Origin of the sequence: Shewanella electrica, assembly GCF_022321485.1 — a bacterium.
Classification (GTDB): Bacteria; Pseudomonadota; Gammaproteobacteria; order Enterobacterales; family Shewanellaceae; genus Shewanella; species Shewanella electrica.
Genome location: NZ_JAKOGG010000314.1, coordinates 1 through 269, shown reverse-complemented (window position 1 = coordinate 269; position 269 = coordinate 1). Strand labels below are relative to the sequence as shown.

1 protein-coding gene is annotated in these 269 nt (G+C 54.6%); it reads left to right on the top strand.

Features of this window, described 5'->3' with window-relative positions; genetic code table 11:
- Window positions 1–269: P-loop NTPase family protein (locus tag L9G74_RS24185; protein ID WP_238898645.1), on the top strand; the 269-nt coding region annotated here is incomplete at both ends.

Here is a 269-nt window from a genome sequence, read left to right as displayed (position 1 = left end):
GCCGAACTTTGACTTCCCACCTGAATTCTATGAGCATGCCAAGGCTCTGTGGGAGGATGAGGGAGTGCGTGCCTGCTACGAGCGCTCCAATGAGTACCAGCTGATTGACTGTGCCCAGTACTTCCTGGACAAGATTGATGTGATCAAGCAGGCCGACTACGTGCCAAGTGACCAGGACCTGCTTCGCTGCCGTGTCCTGACCTCTGGAATCTTTGAGACCAAGTTCCAGGTGGACAAAGTCAACTTCCACATGTTCGATGTGGGCGGCC